Genomic DNA, 18132 nt, shown 5'->3' on the forward strand with positions numbered 1-18132 from the left:
GCCACCTCAATATTATGCTTATTAATAGGCCAGTTTATCCGACTTATATTTCAGATTTTTTTGCATCAACGTCTATTGATGATAATGGTTGTTTAATCGCTCCACCTAAATACGCAATCACTGTTGCTACCGTCATAACGCAAACAATAGGCCACAATGAGTCATAACTTAAAAGCGCAGCTAATGCACTAATAGCAGCACCTAACATATACTGAGTAGCACCTAATGTTGCAGCTGCAACCCCTGCATTTTTTCCGAAATAATTCATAAAACATGCACTGGAGTTTGGAATAACTCCTCCCATTGTTGCTGTAATAGCCACAAAACCTAATACTGTTAACCATAAAGATTCAGGGAAGAAAGCTGTGGCCACAATCAAAATAACCGCACCAGTTAATTGCACTATTAAAAATGACTTCAATAATTGATTCGGCTCGTACTTATGTAAAAGATAAGTATTAACACGATTAACAATTGAAACCCCTGCTACATTAAGTATAAGCAACACAGAGAAAAAGGTTTCACTCACACCAAAATGTGCAATATAAGCAAATGGAGCGTTTGTCAAAAATGTCATTAACACTGAAAAAGAAAAGCCCTGCGCCAATAAGAACCCTAACGCTCTCTTTTCTTTGAATACACTTAAATAACCACCACTTTTGTTCGCTTGTTTAACTTTTATTTCAGTAGGCATTACTAATAATGTTGCTACCGCCACAATCGCACCAACAATAGCTAATGAAGTGAATATCCATCCCCAGTTCGATAACTTTAATATAAGCGTACCAACAGATGGCGCAATTGAGGGGGCTAGCATGGTGATTAACATGATTAATGAAAATAGACGTGCAGCATCTTTACCTTGTGCATTATCTCGAATAATTGCAGGTACGCCTACCACGGCAATACCGCCACCCAAGGCTTGTATCATTCTCACTGTCCATAACATTTCTAAAGAATGTGCATACGGAATAGCGAAACTACCTAAAGTAAATATAATGAGACCAACAACAATAATAGATTTACGGCCGAATTTATCGGATAACGGTCCTCCTACCAATTGTCCAATAGCCAAACCAAAAATATAAAGACTAACGGTAACAGCAACCATGGAAATATCCGTATTAAGATCTTTTGCCATGATTGGAATTGCTGATAAATAGCCGTCAGTGGCGAATGGTGTTAATGCAGAGATGCCTGCAAGTAACAATAATAGTGATGTAGATATGTGTTTGCTCATAAAACCCTCGTTATTTAGCTTTCTAGAAAGATAATAATTGCAATTTAGCTTTCTAGCAAGGTATATTTACATTATATTAATTGAAGGAAGTAATATGAGTAAACAAAGCTCCATTGCTAATGTACTAGCGAAAACAAAAGCAAACTGGCCAGAATCAAATAACCAAATATCACCTGAAATATTGCGTATTCATCGTGTTAGTGCTTATTGCCAACAGAATTTATCATTGGTACTTGAACCTTATGGGTTACAAGTTGCTGAATTTTCGGTATTAGAAACCTTAAGAAAAGAAAAGCCTCCCTATTGCCTTACTCCAACTGAATTATCCAGTGCTATGTTATTTAGCTCTGGTGGCTTAACCAAAGTACTTAATAGAATGCATACTGCTGGATTAATTCAACGGATGGATAACCCTAATGATAAACGCGGGAAATTAGTTCAGCTAAGTGAATCAGGCCAATCATTGATCGGTGAAGTCATTGTAAAATTACATAATACTGAGCAACAAAAATTTAATGTATTAAACACAGAGGAAAAGGCACAATTGAATCACTTATTAAATAGAATACTGCAAGTGTGGGAAGAAGATGCTTAACTTAATAATTACCTAATTAAAAATGAGGTCATCATGTCAAAAATTAATACCCTTTGCTTAACCCTATCAATTGTTTGTATAAGTATTGCAGTGATAATGGTATTCGGCGCTTCACTTAATTTATGGGAACCTATCGTCGGGTTTTCTGCAAGTCGACAATATAACGATACCCTTGGCTATACCGCATTAACAGTGGCAGTAATAACTTTTATAATTAACGGCTATAACAAGCAAAAAGTATTCAATGTAAAACCAATCACCGCATTCATTCTTGGGATCGCGATATTAACACCAAGTATCATTAGCTTGGTGCGCGAGCCAGTTCGCTATCCTCCTATTCACGATATTTCAACAGATACAACTAACCCACCTAAATTTGTTTTCTTAGGTGATGATAGACCTGGGGCGAAAAACACGTTGCAATATAGTGGACAACAAATAGCAGAACAACAAGAGCAAGCTTACCCGAATGTTAAACCGCTTCTGACAAGCCTTTCTACAAAAAATGCCTACCAGAAATCTCTTCTTTTGGCAGACAAAATGGGCTGGGAAATAGTCTATGAAGATCCGGAAAAGGGGTTTCTTGAAGCAACAGCTTATACTGCCTTTTTCCATTTTGCTGACGATGTGATCATACGAGTCAGTGAACAAGAAAATGGTAGTAAAATAGATATTCGAAGTGTCTCACGTATTGGTCGCAGCGATCGTGGTGTTAACGCTCAACGAATAAGCACTTTTATAGGTGATTTTAAAACAATAAAATAAATCTTATAGCAGATCTATTTAAGCATAAATCAGCAAATAATGATTAGAATTGTTATCAACATTAAGACGGAGATTGCTGGCTATAATCTAGTAATCCCCGTTTTAATCCCCCACGCATGATCTATTCACCTCTAGTTTATTGACCTAAAATTTAAACTCTAAATATTATCGCTTTAGTATGAGATAGATACCAATCTGATATAATCCATTAAATCTAAAATAACTTACAGGATCAATCCATGTTTAAAAAACTCACCTTTGTCGCAGCAGTTAGCGTATTAACAGCCTGTACCACTCTACAAGAAAGTATTAAAGACTATGTGCAGCAACCCGAAGTTAATTACAAATCAATTTCAGTGGGTGAAGTTTCAATGGATCGCATCGAGTTAAACCCAACCTTTAATATTGCCAATAATAACGCTTTCTCACTGCCAATTAATAATGTGAGCTACGAGTTATCTTTAAACGACAGTAAAATGTTAGAGGGTGAAACAGATTCTATTGGTACACTCGCAGCCAATAGTAATAAAGATGTGGCATTATCATTAGCACTAACTCAAGAAACTCTAACCTCTTTACAACAGCTTTTATTTAAAGAAAACAAACTAGATTATCAAGTAAAAGGAAGTGTTAGCGCACTTGGCTTATCTATCCCATTTGAAAAATCAGCAACCTTATATGTACCGACGGTTTCTATCGCTGATTTAGAGGTGGTGAATGCAAGCTTTAGTCAGTTAGATATTATTCTTAGTTTAGAAGTTGATAACCAAAATGAGTTTAGTTTACCGCTAGATGATGTTAATTACTCAGTTTCTTCGAAAGGTAGCGAACTATTCACTGGTGCAGTAAACAATCAAAAAATCAGTGAAGGAAGCAATAGTATTCAACTGCCGTTAAGCATTAAACCAAGTGATATGTTCAGTAATGTTTTTTCACTATTAACCAGCCCTGAATTACCTTTACACTTTGAAATTACTTCTCCATTATTCACAAAGTCGTATGATCAAACGATTAATTTAACTTCATTTTTTAAATAAAAAATTAAAAAATAGGTAATAAACATAAAACTAACCACGCTGCTTTATTGAAAGGAGCGTGGTTTTTATTCTTATATAAGGTGTTTTCGAGCAACTGAATTTAAGAGATCAGATTTGGTAATCTGTCTTTTCGAAAGAAGGAGGATTAAGTAACCAAGGCGTTAACTCTGAAGCAGGTTTTGGCCTACTAATAAAATAACCTTGTACATAATTACAAGCATAATCAGATAACCAAGATAAAGAATATTCGTCTTCTATCCCTTCCGCGACCACTTTTAAGCCCATGTTATGCGCTAAATCTATAGTAGATCGCACAATAATTTGATCATCAACATCTTTTTCAAGTCGTTGAATAAAGGATTTATCTATTTTAAGCTCATGTACAGGTAATTGTTTCAGCTGTGCTAGCGATGAATAACCAGTACCATAATCATCAATCGAGATTTTTAAACCATAGTCTTTGAATTTACTTAACAGTTGTATTGCTGCGGCCGTGTCCCCTACGACAGAACTTTCAGTCACTTCTAAAGTAACTTGACTATGACTGATATTTTGCTCATGCATGGTATAACAAACAAAATCATAGAAATCAGGTTCTTTTAAATTCTCAGCTGAAATATTAATAGCCATGTTGATCTCTAACCCTAGCTCATTCCACTTTTTGCATTGTATTAAAGCCGCAGTAAAAACCCACCGAGTTAGTGCTTCTATCTGACCAGTTTTTTCTGCAATGGAGATGAAGTTATCTGGTGGGATCATTCCTAAGGTAGGATGCTTCCAACGTACTAAAGCTTCAACGTGTTTAACTTTCCTAGACGTCATACACAGTTTAGGTTGAAAATATAACTCAAATTGGTTCGCTGGAATAGCTTTCACTAAGTCATTGATTAAACTTAACCTTTCTACTGTATTTACATCTAATTCAGGCTGATACATTTGTACTAAGCTACCTGTGTTACGAGTGTGGTGTAAAGCAGTATCCGCCATTTGCACAAGCTTAGTAACATCAGTGGTATGTTCAGGATATAAGGCGATACCCATTCGTACTTGCAGCTGCAAACTAATACCTTGGAAACTAAATATCTCTTCTAGTTCTTTATTGACTTGAGCGCTTACCTCGCTGACTTCCATGGTATCGACAATTAAAATGAATTCATCTGCCCCTAGGTGCACTAAAAACTGAACATGTTGCTGTTCTGAGATCTTTTGTAATCGACTCGCAAGTGCTTGAATAACTAAATCCCCTACGTCATAACCTAATGTCGCATTCACATCTTTCAGCCGACTTAAATTCAAATGCAACATCATAAAGTGATCGTCTTTTAAACCGACTAAAAACTCATTAAGGCGATGCCTATTTGGTAAATCAGTGAGCAGATCATGGTTAGCTAAACGCGTTATTGCTTCTTCTCGTTGTAACAAAGCAACCTGCATATGATTGAATTCATTAGCTAACTGGCCTATTTCATTTTTTTCTTTAAAGGTAATATTTTGTTGAAAGTGTCCACTTGCAATGACCTTTGCATGCTTAACAAGCCGGTTGATTGGTCGACTTATTGAAGCAGCAATAAAATAGGCACTGGTTAAAGAAGCAATAAGCGTTAAGATAGCCAACATCAACAGTGGCCACCACTGCTCTTCAATCATAGAAATAATATTTTCTTTTAGGCTATACATGTAAACAACAAGTTCACGGTCTTCGAAACGTGTCAATACCGCCGAAGTCCCAATAAAATCATCAGGTAGGCGTTGTTCATCAATTGCACTTGTCAAGTTTAGCTTTTTTTGTAGGCTAAAATTTTGGATATGTTGTTCAGAAGAAGCTGTTAAGAATGATTGCTGGCCTTCTTTTAATACAAACTCGGTTTGTAAACCTGTGACGGACTTAAATTCATTAGCTAAGCGTTGGTTTATTTCAAAGCCAAACACAAGCCAGCCAATTTTTTTTCCTCTATAAACGACGGGGGAAATACTCGCTTGGTAATACAAACCATCAATAACATAGATATGTGATGTTTGCGTCGATTCAAACCAGTTCGGATAACGAAATTGCTCGCCAACCTCTACCCCACGGTTAATCTTATTATAAAAATTACTATCTTCGATTGAGTTATCAATATTACTAACTAACTCTCGTTGTAATTGCCCTGTAATCAAACCATCAGAAGTAATAGACATCGCTAAATCTGTATCAATCTCTTGTCTTTGATTATTTAAAGCAATTAATAAATGATGGATACTTCCATCTACAAACACTTTTATAATATTATTTTCTTTTGCTGTAATAGCTGTAAATGCAGATAAATATTCAATACGGCGTTTAAATAATTCTGTAAAAATGGTTTTAGCGGAAGTGAGTCGACTATTTACTTCAGTTGCTTCTTGGCTTTTATTCGTGGTGTAAAGTGCATAAAAAGTAATCCCTTGTACTATCAGCAGTATCGAAACAAATAATAAAAATATTTTATATTTGAGGCTCTTCATTTCATAATTTCCATTTTTTAGAGCATTTCTTTATGGTTAAGTCATCTTTGTGACTTTTAATCCATGTTCTTCATGGCTTAGCGCTAACTTAGCGTTATGCATATGCATATGCATGATTAATTGGATTGTTTGTATTGTTAAATAACTAAATAACATCAATGTTTGTTCGCTTATCTAACATGCAAAAAGTAATAAATATGCAAAAAAGCTTACTCAATAATTTTCAGCGAATAAATACCAATTAATATAAGATAGTAATACGAATTAGTTATTAAATTCAGTCTATACTAAATGAATAACAATCAATAGAGGCCAAAAGTCAAATTTAGCTATGCCAAATAAACTAATTAACTAAACATTATAAAGTACTGATATTAATTATTTTTTAGTCTTTTTTTTAAGCATATAGGTTGATTAATTTAGAAAAATTGAGAATAAAATATCAATTGGTGGCTGCTCCCGATTAATATCGAAATAATAATCGTTATAAACAATCACCAATAATGAGGTTTAATATGAATTGAATAGAAATTAATTTAGTTCATTTACTTTTAAGCTGACTGTTATCAAGGCTATTAGCCGATTCATTATCAACATCATCCTGTTCGGAGTATATATAACCTCGATTAGAACTAAATGGAGGTAAAGGTAAACTTGGCGTTAAATTGACCTCACCTTGATCTTGGTGCATTAATTCTACAGCGTCATGTTTACCGAGGCGATTGAGAATATATTGTGACCAATACCAAGCAATAATACCAAACAAAATAGCGCCTACAGCTTGCCCAGCAACAACCCCAAATGCACCAAACCACATACCGCCAAAATACACAAATGGTACGGTTCCGATCGTAGCTTTACCTATATTCATAATGGTAGAGGTACTTGGATACCCTAAGTTATTAAAAGTACCATTTGCTATAAAAATAACACCATTAAAAATAAAAGTGACAGATAACCAAGTACAATAGAATGCAACCATGTCAGCAGCTTCACTATGCGCACTAAACAATAAAATAACTTGATTTTGCAAACAGTAAATAATTAACGATACAACAAGCACATAACCCACAGTAAATTGTAAGGCTCTTTTACTGGTTAAGCGAACTCTATCATACAATAAAGCACCGAAGTTTTGGCCAATGATAGGCCCTACAGCTCCAGACATAGCAAAGATCATACTGAAAGAAACAGGCATTAATCGAGCAACAATAGCCCAACCAGCAACATAAGCATCGCCAAAAGAAGCAATCATTAAAGTGACATAAGCATTACCTAATGGGGTTGCAATATTAGTACTAATAGCAGGTATCGCAACCTTAAGGATATCTCGTTGATCCGCCAACCATGACTTGTAATCAAAACGTCCCATTAATTGATGGATGCGAGTCACTCCATATAAAGCCAACCAGGCTACTGCAAAGCGAGAAATAACTGATGCCAATGCTGCACCGTGTAAACCCATATCAAAGACAAAGATAAAAATAGGATCTAAAATGGCATTAACTGCCCCACCAGCTAATGTAGAGTACATCGCTAATTTCGCATCACCAACAGAGCGTAATGAAGCACCTGCACTCATCGCTATACACAAGATAGGTAACGAAGGTAACAGAATTCTTAGATATTCCACTGCAAGATCGTGTGTTTCATCGCGCGCACCAATGAGTGTCACTAATTCGGGCGTAAAATACCAAATAATGGCGGCGATAATAGAACTGATAATGAAGCCTGACACCAGTATATTAATGACATATCGACGAGCTTTATCTCGATCCTGTTGACCAATAGACCTTGACACCAACGCCGTCATTGCTATTGATAAACCAATGCTGATGGAGGTAGTAAAAAATGCGATAGTCCCGGCATAACCAACCGCTGCAGCGAGCTCAGTTTGTCCTAATAAACTAATAAAAAATAAATCTGCTAAGTCAACTAAAAACAATGCAGTTAAACCAATAGCATTGGTGGAAGACATTACAATAATATGGTTAAAAATATTACCGCTAACAAACTTTCCTTTGCTCATAAATTGATTCCATCGTTAATTTGTACTGAGGCTAAAAAGCATGCTGCTTTGATAAAGACATAGGAACTATATGACAAAAAGTCTAATCTAATATTACAAAACAGAATAAAACCGAAGATAAACAAATAGATTTGTTTATTAATCATTTCATTATAGATGAGTTGAAAACAACTAACGAGTGGCAGAAACTAAAAAGCCAGCAAAAGCTGGCTTTAATGACGTTTAAATAATGTTTATATTATTTATTGTATTGATCGTGTGATGTTTTGATTTTGTAGAAAGTTGCTTGTACATAATCCTCGGCATCACCAGTGTTATTTTGGTTATACGCACCCACTTTAAAGTACATGTAACGACCGCCTTGGTCATAACCACTCTTACTCATATCAACCACTTGCACAGCATCATCTTTACCGTCACGTTTTAATGTAACCGTCATTGTGTTACCTTCAACTTTGATTTGGTATGAGAATACTTCACCAAGTGCAATACCATCTTCAACTTCACCACTTAAATCACCTACTAAACTAAAGTAGTTGTCTGAACCTTCCAGTGTGTTTTCATGTGCAAAGTAAACTGAACCTGTGTCTCTGTTTGGTAATTTACGGTAGTAAAGACGAATCGGCTCATCATCTTGATCATGAATTTGACCAATAATGAAACGACCTACTTGGCCTAATTCACCCGTTGTTGTAGTGTGGTCAACTTTCATTGTTACATCCATTACACCATCTACACCACCAGCAGCTTTCAAATCAGCTTCAGGAGCACTACCGAATACCCAGTTATTTTTGTTAACGCCTTTCGTTGGAATTGATTTATCACCACGACGTAACATTTCACGCATTTCTGTACGTGTATATTTAGTATTTTTAGAAGTACGTGTACCTTTGATGAAGGTTTTAATAACTAGACCACCGTCGTCACCAGTATAGAAAAGCTCTGGTTGCTCATAGCCTTGATTTAAATACCATTCGTTAACATCATCAGGCTTACCATTTTTATCATGGTCAAAAGGTTGTGATAGGTACCAAGTTGTTAAGTCAAAGTTTTCACCTGGCTTATTACCTGCTTTTGGTACTGCAGGAATTACTGGCGATTTAAGTGGCACATCCCACCATGTTTTCTTAGTACAATCAGAGACTGCTGAATCACATTTCAATGGAACGTAAGTACCGAAGTCACCTTTACGTAATGCAGCCATTCTTGCTTTTTCTTCAGCTTGTTTAGCTTTAGCAGCTTTGTTAGCTGCTTCATTAGCGGCAATAACATCACTAGTTACAAACTCATTAGCAAGACAAGTATTAATAGCACAATTCACTGCGTAAAATTCAGTTAAACTGTTCCACATATTTTTAGTGTTACCATGTCCAACATATTTAATATAACGCGCTTTTACCGCAGTAAATGGAAAGCGTTCTATCGACGTGATCTTGCCAGATGACTTTTCACCTTCAAGTACAGCTGTCCAAGTATTTCCGTCTTCACTCACTAAGATATCAAATGTACTAGCGCGCTCATTGCCTTTAGAAAAGGCGATACGTACTGCATCAAATTCAGCAACTTGACCATAATCTAACACTGCATAAGAGTTATCACCACTTGCAGACCAACGCGTTGACGTATCACCATCAATTAGACGATCAGGGCCATTACCATCATGCGTACTTGATATTGCTTCAACCACTACTAGCGGTGCTGAAGTACCTGCTAAGTTAATTGGACCAACAGGCTCATCTGTTGTTGCACAACCAGATAAAGCGATAGCAACTGAAGTGCTTAGTAATAAATTTAATTTTCCGTGTTTCATTGGAACCCTTATTTATAATATTTAATAATATGACAAATGCAAAATAGTCTGCGTGTAAAAAGTAACTATTTATTCACGCTTACCCTGTGCATACAGTTCTTTTTTTGTTGCTAATAAGCCTACCTCAAGTTTTAAATAGACGTATTCAAGATTGTTAGAAAGTCTTAACTAGATCTCAGTTTCAGCATAAAATCGCTAAGAAGTTAGATCTGTAAACAGATTAATAAAAAAAACATAAGCCCTATATACACTGGCACAAACGTCTTAATTTTCTTTTATTAACTTAAGATAGGAAAATTTGGTGAGTTTTAAACAGGTAGAAAGAAGTACATGAAATGGTTATTTTCACTAAAATAATAAAAGAAATTTTACTCGAATATTTTAAAAAAACGATGCTATAAAATTTTATTTCAAAAGCTATTTAAAACTAAATATACAGAGCACTAAAGACTAACTTTTTTAAATAAACCTCGACATATTGTATTATTAAATTGCAAAGGTTATACAATTGTAGCGTCAATTAATTGATCTGTTTTACTAACAGATCAATTAATTTAGATTATTTAGACCAGAGAAGGCCAACTTCCTTATTCAGGAATTTAAGTAGTTAGTTATGGAGAGCCACTACTCTTCTCTAGTCGCAGTATGATTATTGTCATCAACGATATAATTAAAGTCCAAAATTAAACAATAAAAAAGGCTACGACAAATTCTTTGTACGTAGCCTTAATGTCTTTAAATAACCATTGATATAAACAATCGGCATATTGCTTATATCGTTTTTATTATCTGCTAAACAGTAAACTTATTAGTCATCTCAGCGATTAATTTAGATTGTAGTTCTAAACTTGCAAACTGTGACCTTGCTTCTGTCGAGCTATTACCAATATCTTCAGCCAATGAAGCAATGCCGTTAATTCGTTCCGCTATCTCAGAGGACACTGTTGATTGTTCACTAGCTGCTGTTGCTACTTGTACATTCATCTCTGATAATTGTTGAATACCTTGATTACTGCTGTGAATAAACTCTCTTATTTTTGCCATGGCATCGGTCACAACTTGTCTTTGTTCATCTGAACGCGCCATATCTTGTACTGTTTTCTCTGCACTATCTTGTAACTTATCTAGAATCCCTTTGATTTCAACTGTACTATCCTGGCTTCGTTTAGCAAGATTCCTCACTTCATCAGCAACTACCGCAAACCCTCTCCCCTGTTCACCTGCTCGTGCAGCTTCAATAGCTGCATTTAATGCTAACAAGTTAGTTTGTTCTGAAATACCTTGAATAACGCTTAATACAGAATGGATCAATGTCACGTTATCACCCAACTCGTTGATTGAACCTTCTACTCCTTTCATTAAACTATTTAAATCTTCAAGCTGCTCATTGGACACTTCTACTTGTTGTAGTACACCTCTTATTTCTGTTTCCACAGCAGTAGCTGAAGCACGTGTTTGTTCTGCTGTATTTGCTATTTCATTTGATGTTGAAGACATTTGGTCAATAGCTGCAGCCACTTGTACCGTTTCTTCTTTCTGTTGATTTGATAATGCCTCTAAACGAGCTTGCTGCTGACTTGACTGACTAGCAATATTGTTAAGCTCTTCACTGGTGCCTTTTAAATTCTTAATATCTAATCCCATCGCAGCCAAAAATTTATTGAAATCTGCTGCTAATTTATCGAGTAGAGATATATAACTAGCTGGTAAGGTAGCCGTTAAGTCTCCTTCTCCTGCGGCTAATCCATTCACTGAGACACTTAAGTTATTAAGTGGCAAGTATAATTTATTAATAGCAATAAAGACGGCAACTGCCACTATTATAAAAGCGATCAAGAACAGAAAAATTGCATCATTGATTGCCTCTGTAGCAACTTCAACAATCGCTGCATCGACTTCTTTTTGTGCTTTCTCTACATCGTCGATGTAAAAGCCCGTTGAAATGACTATGTTCCATTTTGGTACTAATAAAGAGTATGAATATTTTGGAGAAGGTTCCGTTGCACCAGGCTTAACAAAGTAATAAGTGCTATAACCCGTTCCATCTTTTGCAGCGCTAATAACATTCTGAGTAATATAATTACCTTTTTTATCTTGGTTATTATAAAAGTTTTTACCAATACCCTTACCAGAACCACTTTGTAAACGAACACCTTTTAAGTCATAAGTAAAAATATATCCCGTACCATTGTCATAACGTAGCTTATCGATAACAGATAACGCTTCTTTTAAACCACTATCACCGGGTAATTGAATGTAATCCTGTATCATAGAATAAGCTGAGTCCACGACAGTTTTTAAACGTTTTTTCTCTATTGCTAAAGTGTTGTTTAAGGTCATCTCTGACACTTTATCTTCAATGACAGTCGTACTACGAATTTCACTGTACAAACCAAGACCGGCCATTATCACAAAGGGAATAAAGACCAGTAGGTATATTTGCACTTTAAGCGAACGTAACATATTTTAAACTCCATCTTATTTTATAAAATTAAATTATTGGTTATCCGTACCCATTTTCTGGTAATCATCGATCTGGATTATTAGTTGCTTAGTACATCCTTCATTCCATTTGAATTGCTTATGCACTCAATAAATATATTACTAAAGTAATACAAAAGATACTTAATAGGACAGTTTGTGACTATTGTGTGGGCTAGATTGCACCGATTAAATAGAGAGCAATTGAACATTTCTATACGTCTTCTATTTAATTCCAAAGATTGATCTAAAGACTATATCGACCAAATTACGATTTACCTGAATAATAATTAAATATTTTTTCATGCACCCTTGTGGTTCATATAAATAGAAGCTAACCACTAATATTTAGTTAGTTATAAGCATTATCAATACATTTAACCTCGCACCAAAATGTACCTATCACCTCTTTTTTGCACCTTTATTGTGAAGCTAAATAAACGCACTCTTTTAGCAAAAAAACACTATTGAACGATCGTATATTTAAGGGTAATCTAAAAATGCTAAATGAATAAAAACGATAAAAAAGAGTGCATTTATAAGGAGAAGGATTTGAATTATTCACCGTTTGTAGACCGTATAAAAAGCCAAGGTGGCGATGTTTGGAATATCCATTTTGAAGCCTTAAATGCGCAACGAAAAGGTGAAGATACAATCATATTGAGTGTCGGTGATCCTGATTTTAATACACCAGATGTTATTTGTGATAGTGCAATTAGAGCGATCAAAGAAGGCGATACTCATTATACCGATACCTGCGGTCATATGGCTTTACGTGAGAAAATAGCAGAGGTGCATAATCAAACAGCTAAACATGCTGTTGGTGTAGAAAATGTGGTTGTACTGCCGGGCACACAAAATGGCTTGTACTGTGCTGCAACTTGTTTATTAACCGCGGGTGATGAAGTACTCGTTATCGACCCTTCTTATGTCACCTATGAAGCAACACTCAAATCAACTGGTGCAACCATAGTGCCAGTACCCACATTAAAAGAAGAGCATTTCCGACTCAGTCACACAGCATTGCGGAAACTAGTAACAGAAAAAACTAAAGCAATATTTTTCGCCAACCCTAATAACCCAACTGGCCGAGTGATGGATCGCGATGAACTGGAAGAGATAGCAGCAGTCGCTAAAGAGTTTGACCTTTGGGTCGTTTCTGATGAAGTTTATCAATCACTAAGTTTCAGCAAAGAAGTTATTTCGATTCGTGAATTAGAAGGTATGCAAGAACGTACTATTACCCTATCTAGCCTTTCTAAATCTCATGCCATGACGGGTTGGCGTTCAGGTTGGATGATAGCCAATCCAACCATGATCGGACATATTGAAAATCTCACTTTAAACATGTTTTATGGGCTGCCAGGTTTTGTACAACAAGCTGCTATTACTGCTTTAGAGCATTACCAATCTATTAGTAGTTCAATGCTTGAAGTGTATAAACATCGCCGTTATCTAGTAATGGACATGCTGAAAGATTGCCCTGCAGTTAAATTGATCACACCAGATGCAGGTATGTTTGTACTAGTCGACATTCGTCAATTAAATATATCCGCAAAGGAGTTTACTTGGAGTTTATATAGGCACACAGGCGTAGCAACTTTAGATGCAGAAGCTTTTGGTAGCTGTACGAAAGGATTTGTTCGCTTATCTTTCTCTGTCAGTGAGTCCGAATTAACAGAAGCTTGCTCTCGTATCAAAAAGTTTGTCACCGAACTAGTTGAAGGCACTATTACCATAGCAAGCCAACAAGCTGAACAAACTTCAACAATAGAAAGTGCAGTTGAACCCAAAATTATTCTGCCTAAAAAAGTCATAGAAGTAGTTAACTTACATAAAAGCTTTGGAGATCACGAAGTATTAAAAGGTGTTTCTTTATGTGCTCGTGAAGGTGAAGTTATCTCATTAATTGGCGGTTCAGGGTCAGGTAAAAGTACCCTATTACGCTGTATTAATATGTTAGAGGTACCTAATAAAGGCCTTATCTACGTCAACGGTGAAGGTATCAATACCGATATTGACCATAAAGGTCGTCCATTTGTTACCAACCAAAAACAACTGTTAGATATTCGTTCTCGTCTCGGGATGGTATTCCAAAACTTTAACCTTTGGCCACACCGCACTGTGTTAGAAAATTTAATCGAAGCACCTATTCACGTATTTGGTGAATCTAAAGCTGTAGCGACTGAACGAGCCGAAGCTTTATTGGAACGTGTTGGAATGGCACATAAGCGAGATCAATATCCAGGGTTTTTATCCGGTGGCCAACAACAACGTGTCGCTATTGCAAGAGCTCTCGCTGTTGAGCCAAAAGCCATGTTATTTGATGAGCCGACCTCCGCTTTAGATCCAGAACTGGTAGGAGAAGTATTGAAAGTCATCCGCTCTTTAGCTGATGAAGGTCGCACTATGATCTTAGTGACACATGAAATGGCATTCGCGCGTGACGTTTCTTCTCATATAGCTTTCTTACATCAAGGTGTTATTGAAGAGCAAGGTAAACCAAGTGACATATTTACCAACCCACAAAGTGAGCGGTTCTGTCAATTTATCAATGCTCAACATAATCGCTAATAGGGGAAGTTTTTATGAATGAAGCAATGCAACTACTCGGATTCGGTGAAGGAGGATGGGGACCAGCATTATTAAGTGGTACCTGGGTAACCCTACAAATATCTATTGGCGCGTTCATTGTCGGTATTTTGATCGGGTTATTAACGGCATTAGCTAAGCTATATGGCAACCCTTTTTGCCAATCCTTTGCCCGTGGTTATACCACTATATGTCGCGCTGTACCTGAATTATTACTAATACTGCTATTTTTTTATGGAGGCAGTAGCTTACTCAACATGCTATTAGATTATTTAGGATATGGCTACGTTGAAATTGCTGGTTTACCCGTTGCCATTATCGTATTGGGATTAGTACAAGGCGCTTACGCATCTGAAATATTTCGAGGATCTATTTTAGCAGTTCACTCAGGTCAAGCTGAAGCAGGTTCAGCTTATGGTATGAACCAACGTAAAGTGTTTTTTAGAATTACCTTACCAATTATGGCGCCACATGCATTAGCTGGATTATCTAACTTATGGGTTAATTTAATTAAAGACAGTGCCTTAATCAGTGTAATTGGTACTAACGAGCTGTTATACACAGCTAAACAAGCTGGTGGTTCTACTCGTGAATATCTGCTGTTCTTTGTTTCAGTTGCAGTTATCTATTATTTAATCACCCTTATTTCTAGTTATCTTTTACGCAAACTTGAAATTCATTTACGCCGCTGGCAACCAAAACACTAGGAGTAAACATGGACGTCTTAATTGACTATTCGAATCTTATTTATGAAGGGTTACAAGTTACCTTAGCGTTATTAATCATTGGTTTAATTTTTGGTTTTATCTTTGCTATTGGTGTTGCACTGGCACGATTATCAAAATACAGGGTGATTGCTTACCCTGCTTTTCTCTTTACTAGTGTGATAAGAGGTACTCCATTACTGGTACAAATTTATATCTATTATTATGGGCTTGGCACCCTATTTTCCCATGTACCATGGATTCGAGGACACTTTTTATGGCCCTATCTACGTGATGGCTTTTGGTACGTTGCTTTTGCCCTAATTATATCGACAGCCGCTTATTTAAGTGAAGTTATTCGTGGCGGTTTATTAGCTGTACCTAAAGGAGAGGTAGAAGCCGCAAGAGCCTATGGAATGACTGAAACTAAGGCCTTATTACGAGTTCGATTACCAAGAGCATTGTATCAATTAGCACCGACTTTAGCCGGTGAAACCGTTCTGTTATTAAAATCTACTGCATTAGCATCAACCATTGCAGTCGTTGATCTATTAGGCGCCGCTAATCAGATCCGCTCTATTACCTTTGAAGTGTATAAACCGCTGTTATTAGTGGCTGCAATTTACATTATTGCAACCTATCTAATTGAATTCATATTTGCACAATTCGAAAAACGCATCCCAATGAAACAATAAGGAATAGATTGATGTTAATAAACAATAAATCAGTTAACAAAGGTATTTTACTTTGCTTTGCTGCATACGCTATTTTTTCTATTCAAGATGCAGTCATGAAATGGATGGTTGCCGACTTTGGTGTCGCAGAATTATTATTCTGGCGGAGTCTTGCAGCGCTCTTCATCTGCTTAGTCATTGGTCGTTCGACAATTATTAAACAAACAATACAATCCCCTGTTATCAAACCATTAATGTGGCGTAGTTTAATCGCCGCTTTAGCTTGGGTATTTTATTACTTATCAGCAAAAGAACTAAGTTTAGCGCAGATGACAACCATCTATTACTCTGCACCAATAATTGTAGTGGTATTAGCAGTACTATTACTCAATGAAAAACCCACCAAACTGCAATGGACAAGTGTTTTTATTGGATTTATTGGCGTATTAATCGCTTCACGCCCTGGATTCACTAGCCAAGCTTTATCAGTATTTTACGCACTCTTTTCAGCGCTGTTATGGGCTTATACCTACATCTTATTAAGAAGGTTATCAGGTAAAGCAAGTATCCTTGTACAGATGGTGGCAGCTAACTTTATGTTTATCGTGATCACAGGTGTCAGTTTACCTTGGACATTTACCTCATTGGATAGCACAGCTATTTTAGTAATGATGATCACTGGAGTGATCGGCGCAGCAGGACAATACTTCTTGTTTGCCAGTTTTGAGCATGTTGAAGCCACTGTACTCGCGCCCATTGAATACACTGGTCTTATTTGGGCATTTATTTTCTCTTATCTAATTTGGGGAAGTGAACCCAACAACTATTTAATCATCGGAGCGTTCATGATTGCAGTTAGTGGTTTTGTCTCAGTACTAGCCAATAATAATAAAAATAAAACACTTAAATTACACGCAGAAACTTAATTTTATTACTCACAACAAGGAAGAAGAAAATGAAAAAAGCATTATTAGCACTCTCTATGGCATTTACTGCTATTTCAGCACAAGCTGCAGATACAATTAAATTTGGTGTAGCAGCAGAACCTTACCCGCCCTTTGCAACAAAGTCATCGGATGGCACTTGGCAAGGCTTTGAAATAGATTTAATAGCAGATATATGTAAAGAAGCAGCATTAGATTGTGAGGTCAAAGAAGTTGCATGGGATGGTATTATTCCATCCTTAGAAAGTAAAAAAATAGACGTTATCTTTGCGTCAATGACAGTCACAGATGAACGCGCAAAAAAGGTACGTTTCACTGCACCATATTACAACACACTTCCAGCGATTGTTGGTCTTGATGGGCAGGAATTTGCACTTGATAAAGACACGCTAAAAAGAAAAATAATCGGTGTTCAAACCTCTACAATTGCCGCTTTTTACATTAAAGAAAAAGCAGGAAAGTTTACCAGTATACGTTATTACGATACGCAAGATGCAGTTAACTCAGACCTTTTAGCAGGACGTATTGACTTCATGATAGCCGATGATATTCCAGCCACTGACTTTTTTAATAAAAATAAAGATGGTCTAAAATATTATGGTGCAGTGGAATACGAAGAGATGCTAGGTAAAGGGGTTGCAGCAGGCGTCCGTTTAGAAGATAGTGAACTTGAAAGTAAATTAAGTACTGCAATTAAAAAAGTTGTTAGTAGAGATCATTACAATGAGCTCTCAATCAAATACTTTGGTACTAATATCGCTCCTTAGTGAATACTAT

Annotated in this window: 13 protein-coding genes and 1 pseudogene; 9 read left to right on the forward strand and 5 right to left on the reverse strand. The window is 36.3% G+C overall.

The genetic code is table 11. From position 1 onward, the window contains the following. Positions 1–43: 43 nt before the first annotated feature. Complete coding sequence (locus OW492_RS02810) at positions 44–1240, reverse strand: multidrug effflux MFS transporter (RefSeq protein WP_290038269.1); 1197 nt, start codon at positions 1238–1240, stop codon at positions 44–46. Between the two features lie 94 nt (positions 1241–1334). Here OW492_RS02810 and OW492_RS02815 point away from each other — a divergent pair, with 94 nt between their 5' ends. The 3 genes from OW492_RS02815 to OW492_RS02825 all read left to right on the forward strand — a co-directional run bounded on the left by OW492_RS02815 (position 1335) and on the right by OW492_RS02825 (position 3637). After that, entirely contained in the window at positions 1335–1835 is a 501-nt protein-coding gene (locus OW492_RS02815) for a MarR family transcriptional regulator (protein WP_290038270.1), read from the forward strand. Positions 1836–1868: 33 nt separating this feature from the next. After that, on the forward strand, positions 1869–2600 hold the full coding sequence (locus OW492_RS02820; protein WP_290038271.1) for a DUF1499 domain-containing protein: 732 nt from the start codon (positions 1869–1871) through the stop codon (positions 2598–2600). A 239-nt stretch (positions 2601–2839) separates the two neighbouring features. Next, on the forward strand, positions 2840–3637 hold the full coding sequence (locus OW492_RS02825; RefSeq protein WP_290038272.1) for an LEA type 2 family protein: 798 nt from the start codon (positions 2840–2842) through the stop codon (positions 3635–3637). A 108-nt stretch (positions 3638–3745) separates the two neighbouring features. On the opposite strand, the gene OW492_RS02830 is transcribed toward OW492_RS02825, so the two are convergent. From OW492_RS02830 to OW492_RS02845, 4 genes are all read right to left on the reverse strand, one after another. Further along, positions 3746–6121, reverse strand: a complete 2376-nt coding sequence (locus OW492_RS02830; RefSeq protein ID WP_290038273.1) for an EAL domain-containing protein — start codon at positions 6119–6121, stop codon at positions 3746–3748. A gap of 541 nt (positions 6122–6662) precedes the next feature. Beyond that, positions 6663–8150, reverse strand: a complete 1488-nt coding sequence (locus OW492_RS02835) for an MATE family efflux transporter (RefSeq protein ID WP_290038275.1) — start codon at positions 8148–8150, stop codon at positions 6663–6665. Between the two features lie 238 nt (positions 8151–8388). After that, positions 8389–9960 (reverse strand): polysaccharide lyase family 7 protein, encoded by a 1572-nt coding sequence (locus OW492_RS02840; protein ID WP_290038276.1) that lies wholly within the window; start codon positions 9958–9960, stop codon positions 8389–8391. 792 nt (positions 9961–10752) lie between these two features. Beyond that, positions 10753–12423, reverse strand: coding sequence for a methyl-accepting chemotaxis protein (locus tag OW492_RS02845; protein WP_290038277.1), 1671 nt, complete (start codon positions 12421–12423; stop codon positions 10753–10755). Positions 12424–12948: 525 nt separating this feature from the next. Between OW492_RS02845 and OW492_RS02850 the strand changes: the two are divergent. The 6 genes and pseudogenes from OW492_RS02850 to OW492_RS02875 form a co-directional block, all read left to right on the forward strand. Then, a pseudogene (locus OW492_RS02850) lies at positions 12949–14127 on the forward strand (pyridoxal phosphate-dependent aminotransferase); the annotation flags it as partial. A gap of 114 nt (positions 14128–14241) precedes the next feature. Next, positions 14242–15015 (forward strand): ATP-binding cassette domain-containing protein, encoded by a 774-nt coding sequence (locus OW492_RS02855; protein WP_290038337.1) that lies wholly within the window; start codon positions 14242–14244, stop codon positions 15013–15015. A 14-nt stretch (positions 15016–15029) separates the two neighbouring features. After that, complete coding sequence (locus tag OW492_RS02860) at positions 15030–15740, forward strand: ABC transporter permease subunit (RefSeq protein WP_290038279.1); 711 nt, start codon at positions 15030–15032, stop codon at positions 15738–15740. A gap of 8 nt (positions 15741–15748) precedes the next feature. Further along, entirely contained in the window at positions 15749–16432 is a 684-nt protein-coding gene (locus OW492_RS02865) for an ABC transporter permease subunit (RefSeq protein WP_290038280.1), read from the forward strand. A gap of 11 nt (positions 16433–16443) precedes the next feature. Further along, complete coding sequence (locus OW492_RS02870; protein ID WP_290038281.1) at positions 16444–17337, forward strand: DMT family transporter; 894 nt, start codon at positions 16444–16446, stop codon at positions 17335–17337. A gap of 29 nt (positions 17338–17366) precedes the next feature. After that, complete coding sequence (locus OW492_RS02875) at positions 17367–18122, forward strand: transporter substrate-binding domain-containing protein (protein WP_290038282.1); 756 nt, start codon at positions 17367–17369, stop codon at positions 18120–18122. The last annotated feature ends 10 nt before the right edge of the window (positions 18123–18132 follow it).

This window comes from Psychromonas sp. 14N.309.X.WAT.B.A12 (genome assembly GCF_030397575.1).
Classification (GTDB): domain Bacteria; phylum Pseudomonadota; class Gammaproteobacteria; order Enterobacterales; family Psychromonadaceae; genus Psychromonas.

Coding starts and splice junctions, on each gene's coding strand:
- OW492_RS02840 (WP_290038276.1), bottom strand. CDS start 9,960: ATGAAACACGGAAAATTAAATTTATTACTAAGCACTTCAGTTGCTATC.
- OW492_RS02825 (WP_290038272.1), top strand. CDS start 2,840: ATGTTTAAAAAACTCACCTTTGTCGCAGCAGTTAGCGTATTAACAGCC.
- OW492_RS02835 (WP_290038275.1), bottom strand. CDS start 8,150: ATGAGCAAAGGAAAGTTTGTTAGCGGTAATATTTTTAACCATATTATT.
- OW492_RS02875 (WP_290038282.1), top strand. CDS start 17,367: ATGAAAAAAGCATTATTAGCACTCTCTATGGCATTTACTGCTATTTCA.
- OW492_RS02860 (WP_290038279.1), top strand. CDS start 15,030: ATGAATGAAGCAATGCAACTACTCGGATTCGGTGAAGGAGGATGGGGA.
- OW492_RS02870 (WP_290038281.1), top strand. CDS start 16,444: ATGTTAATAAACAATAAATCAGTTAACAAAGGTATTTTACTTTGCTTT.
- OW492_RS02810 (WP_290038269.1), bottom strand. CDS start 1,240: ATGAGCAAACACATATCTACATCACTATTATTGTTACTTGCAGGCATC.
- OW492_RS02830 (WP_290038273.1), bottom strand. CDS start 6,121: ATGAAGAGCCTCAAATATAAAATATTTTTATTATTTGTTTCGATACTG.
- OW492_RS02845 (WP_290038277.1), bottom strand. CDS start 12,423: ATGTTACGTTCGCTTAAAGTGCAAATATACCTACTGGTCTTTATTCCC.
- OW492_RS02820 (WP_290038271.1), top strand. CDS start 1,869: ATGTCAAAAATTAATACCCTTTGCTTAACCCTATCAATTGTTTGTATA.
- OW492_RS02815 (WP_290038270.1), top strand. CDS start 1,335: ATGAGTAAACAAAGCTCCATTGCTAATGTACTAGCGAAAACAAAAGCA.
- OW492_RS02865 (WP_290038280.1), top strand. CDS start 15,749: ATGGACGTCTTAATTGACTATTCGAATCTTATTTATGAAGGGTTACAA.